General features: G+C 45.6%; 4 protein-coding genes and 1 pseudogene. All 5 read right to left on the reverse strand.

Features of this window, described 5'->3' with window-relative positions; all coding sequences use genetic code 11:
* Nucleotides 1-246, reverse strand: a pseudogene (locus SORDD16_RS00855) (aldehyde dehydrogenase family protein); the annotation flags it as partial.
* Nucleotides 247-449: 203 nt separating this feature from the next.
* The gene (locus tag SORDD16_RS00860) at nt 450-1,271 is read right to left on the reverse strand and encodes an oxidoreductase (RefSeq protein WP_061451978.1); all 822 of its coding nucleotides are present in this window, start codon (nt 1,269-1,271) and stop codon (nt 450-452) included.
* Between the two features lie 185 nt (nt 1,272-1,456).
* Nucleotides 1,457-2,104: an RraA family protein gene (locus SORDD16_RS00865; RefSeq protein WP_061451979.1), complete on the reverse strand. Its 648-nt coding sequence runs from the start codon at nt 2,102-2,104 to the stop codon at nt 1,457-1,459.
* 1 nt (nt 2,105) lies between these two features.
* Nucleotides 2,106-3,494 carry a PTS transporter subunit EIIC gene (locus SORDD16_RS00870; RefSeq protein WP_061451980.1) on the reverse strand — a complete coding sequence of 463 codons (1,389 nt, stop codon included), beginning with the start codon at nt 3,492-3,494 and terminating at the stop codon, nt 2,106-2,108.
* A gap of 17 nt (nt 3,495-3,511) precedes the next feature.
* Nucleotides 3,512-4,608: glycoside hydrolase family 1 protein (locus tag SORDD16_RS00875; RefSeq protein WP_061451981.1), on the reverse strand; the 1,097-nt coding region annotated here is incomplete at its 5' end.

A 4,608-nucleotide genomic window follows, 5' to 3' on the forward strand; every position in this document is an offset into this window, starting at 1 on the left:
AAAGGTGCTGGCATTGATGACATTTCCTACGGCTACCAAGGTCTGCAACATGCCATCTGTTTGAGAGTAAAGGTCTGCCCCCGTCAAACGGTTTTTCATTTCCATCTCTGCTTGACCCAGTTCTGCGCCGTATTGACGCATATTAGCTTGAATCTCAGTCAGGATTTGCAGGCGCTCCTCGATGGAAACCTTGGTCCAAGCTTGGGGATCTAGTTGGTCAAATGCTTGTTGTGCTGTTTGTGTCATAGTGAATACCTCATATTCTGATTTATTTTAGGTTTTACTCAACCTTATGGAGCTATTATAGTCCTTTTAATACCGCAAGTGAATGACAGTAGACGCCATCAACTTGTCAGTTTACGCCAATATAGACAGACAATTTCCAGACTTCTCCAAATAAAAAGACCAGAGCAGGGATGCTCTAGTCTAGAAGAATGCTTTCGCCACTATTAGCTAGCCCGTTTCATAAGGGCATCAAACCAACGGTCTGGTAGGATAGCGTGCAAGAAGACCAAGGGTTTTGCGCCCATGCCGACCAGGTAACGGGTCTTAGGACGGCGGCTGTTGACCGCTTTTGAGATGGCATTTGAGATGACCTTAGGATCTGACATCATGTTGCCAGAGTACTGGCTGCGCATGCCTTCCGCTGCCTTGGTTGCGGCTGCTTCATAGGCACCACCCTTAGCTGACTCGGCTAATTTGTCCGCTGCGATAAAGCCCCAGTCAGTCTTGATGCCGCCTGGCTCTACCAAGACCACCTCAATGCCAAAGTCTGACACTTCCATCCGCAAACCATCTGAGAAGGCTTCAAGGGCGTATTTGGTCGCATGGTACCAAGCGCCAAAGTAAGAGGTCAAACGACCGCCCATAGAGCCGATGTTGATGATGCGGCCTGACGCTTGTTTTCGCATGTAAGGGAGGACCATCTTGGTCAAGCTGGCCAAGCCAAAGATGTTGACCTCAAACTGCATCTTGGCTTCTTCGATGGTCACATCTTCGACAGCGCCGTATGACCCGTAGCCAGCGTTATTGACCAAGACATCGATGCGCCCTTCTTTTGCAATGATGGTTTCTAAAGCTTCCTTGATAGAAGCTTCATCCGTGATATCGAGACGGACAGGAGTCACGCCAAAGGCCTTGAGTGGTTCCATGGCATCCACCCGACGCGCAGCCCCATAGACGCTGTGGCCTTCTTTGGCCAATTGTTCCGCTGTTTGGTAGCCAATTCCTGATGAAGCACCAGTTATTAAGATAACTTTTTTGTTTGACATGTTTGTATTCCTCTTTTGTTTCATTTGATTGTTGAGACTATTATACGATACCAAGCCTGACAAGTAAATGATAATGCCTGACAAGTTCTTGACAATTTACGACAGAGACGTTTTCGCTTATGGAGACGCCGTTGCGGCATGGAAAAAAGCCCAGTCACCTGAGCCTTCTTCATTTTCGTTCATTTTTAAACGTGACTGACTTGTTTGTCAGCAATCAATTCTCTAAAGCCGTAGATGTCCAAGGTTGATTTTCCTGCCTTGATGTCAGCTAGAATTTTCTTCTCGCGCTCAAACTTAGCAAAGGCTTTTTCCATGACCTTGTCCTCATCTTCTTTTGGAATGATGACAATCCCGTCACAATCGCCTACGACCAGGTCTCCCTGATGAATAGTCACGCCACCGATGGTGATTTCCTGTCCCATCTTAGCCAGACTTTCCTTGACTGTTGGGGCAGGATTGTAACCCCGAGAATAGACAGGGTACTCCAGCTCATAGATGTCTTGGTAGTCACGACAAGAACCGTCAATCACAACACCTGCTAGTCCTCTGACCTTGCAGGCATTGGCCATCATATCACCAAAATGCCCTGCTTGGTCGAAGCCTTTGAAGGCCAGAAAGAGGACATCGCCTGGCTCTGCTTCATACATGGCTTGATGAATGGCTAAGTTATCTCCTGGCTGACAGTCTACCGTAAAAGCACGACCCACCATATGAACGTGGGGATTGACAGGTTTGATGGCTGTATCCAAGACTCCACGCACTGTGTTTGAGTCTGCGATATTACCTGTCGGTAGTTGACTGATTTTTGCGATAAGTTCATCGGTTAATTTCATCTTAAGCCTCCTCTTCTAATTCTGCAAAAGCAAAGAAATAAACAATCAAGAAGGACAAGACAAAGGAAACCAGGATTCCGACGATAATGGCCACCATGGTCGCTTGAAAAATCGGAATAGCAAGGACACTAGAGTAGCCCATGATAAAGGCCTTGGCACCAAGGAAACCTGCAATCAAGCCACCGATACCTCCACCGATAACAACGCCATACAGAGGTTTTTTCAAACGAAGCATGATCCCGTAGAGGGCTGGTTCGGTAACGCCAGCCATGACACAACCGACCCCACAACTGATAGCCTCTGCACGGAGATCTTGATTTTTTGTCTTGAGAGCAATGGCAAAACAGGCGCCACCTTCAGCAATGTTATGAAGGATCAATGCAGGTCTAAAGAATCCGTCGAATCCTAAGCTTGAAAGACTTTGCACCATAAAGGGACTAAAGAGGTGATGAATCCCGGCCACAATAATAAAGGGAAGACCAGCTGCCAAAATTCCGACCGCAAAAGGACCAACCGTTGATTGTAAAAAGCTGAGTCCCAGCATGATGTAGTTTCCAATATAGGTGCCGATTGGGCCAAGAATAATATAGCCTAGCGCCCCTGAAATAGCAATGGTCAAGACCCCAACAAAGACAGCACGGAAAATTCCCGGAATAATTTTATTAAGAATGCCTTCTAATTTCCCAGCCACATAACTGATCAAGATCGCAGGAATTAAACTGCTGGCATAGGTATCCAGTAAGACACCAACTCCAAACAAACTGATGGGTTCACCCTTGGCAACCAAAGCCACAAAATCCGGTGAAATCAAGGCTGCGCTTGCGGCCATGGCAAAGATCGGTGTCGTTCCCATGTGTTTAGCAACCCCAAAGGCTACAAAGATAGGCATGAAGTAGAAGGGGGTATTGGCAATAAAGCTCAAAAGAGCATAGGAAGAAGTCCCTTTAAAGCTCGGCACCACTAAGATAGCAATCAAGAGAAAGAGTTTAAACATTCCTCCGGCTACCAGTCCAGGTACCATAGGAGTCACGGAACTTCCGATAAAACCAATCAAGTCACTAATGACTTTTTTAGGTGTTCGTTTTTCTTTTGTACCAGCTACTACTGGCACCTCCACGACATCTTTCTTACTTTTCTTATTGTAAATCTTCTCTACTTCAGAATAGATAGGAAGGAGATTCATGCCTAGCACGATTTGCAGTTGCCCTGTGGCATCCACTACTCCCAAGACTGCCTCCACCTTTTCAAGCTTATCTGTGATTTTACTTTTGTCTTTAATGACAAAGCGCAGACGAGTCATACAGTGGGTGACAGAGGCGATATTGTCAAGTCCCCCTACTTCCTTGATGATTTCTTTGGCAATGCGTTTGTTGTCTAACTCTTTAGCCATAGTATTGTCCTACTTCTTTATAAATTTTTTCCATTGGTTGCGATGACAGCCTTGTACCAGTCAAAGCTATCTTTTTTAATGCGTTCTAAGCTACCGTTTCCGTCATTGTCTTTGTCCACATAGATAAAACCATAGCGTTTTTTCATTTCAGCCGTTCCAGCAGACACGATATCGATCGGTCCCCAGTAAGCATAGCCCCAAACCTCTACCCCGTCTTTGATGGCTTCTTTGAGAGCCTTGAGATGAGCTTCTAGATAAGCCATTCGGTAAGGATCGTGGATCTTGCCATCCACTACCTCGTCCACAGCTCCTAGCCCATTTTCAACTGGAAAGAGTGGCACTTGGTAACGATCCCAAACTTCATTAAGGGTGTAGCGGAAGCCTGTCGGGTCAATCTGCCAGCCCCAGTCAGAGGTTTCAAGGAAGGGATTGGGAGTTCCGATATCACCACCTGTATCCCCAAAGAAAGGTTGCCCCAGTTCATGCGTGGTGGTTTTATAATAACTAAAGGCCAAAAATTCACTGGTATAGGCTTTCAATAAGTCTAAGTCCCCTTCTTGGATCTCAATGTGAACATCATTTTCCTGCCACAAGCGATAAACATAGTTTGGATAGTAACCGCGTATCATGACATCCGAAAAGAAAAGCGTTCTGCGACGTAGGTTCATGGTCTCAAGCACTGTTTCTGGGTTGCAATCATAAGGATAGACATTACTTAATGATAACATACATCCAATCTTGACGTCATTTCCCATAATTTCTTTCCCCATCTTGATGGCTAAGGAATTGGCGACAAACATGTGGTGATTGGCCTGGTAAACGATTTCCATCTTATTCGTTTCTGTCCCATCAAAGAGAATCCCTCCCACATAATCAGGATTTCGGCGCATATTGTTGATTTCGTTAAAGGTCATCCAGTACTTGACCTTGTCCTTATAGCGGGTAAAGATGGCCTCTGTATAGCGAAGATAGAAATCAATCATCTTACGATTACGCCAACTACCGTATTTCTCCACCAAACCCATAGGCGTCTCATAGTGAGAAATAGTAATCATAGGTTCAATACCGTTGGCAAGCAATTCATCAAAAAGGCGATCATAGAAAGCCAAACCTT

Origin of the sequence: Streptococcus oralis (assembly GCF_001578945.1) — a bacterium.
Lineage (GTDB): Bacteria > Bacillota > Bacilli > Lactobacillales > Streptococcaceae > Streptococcus > Streptococcus oralis_Q.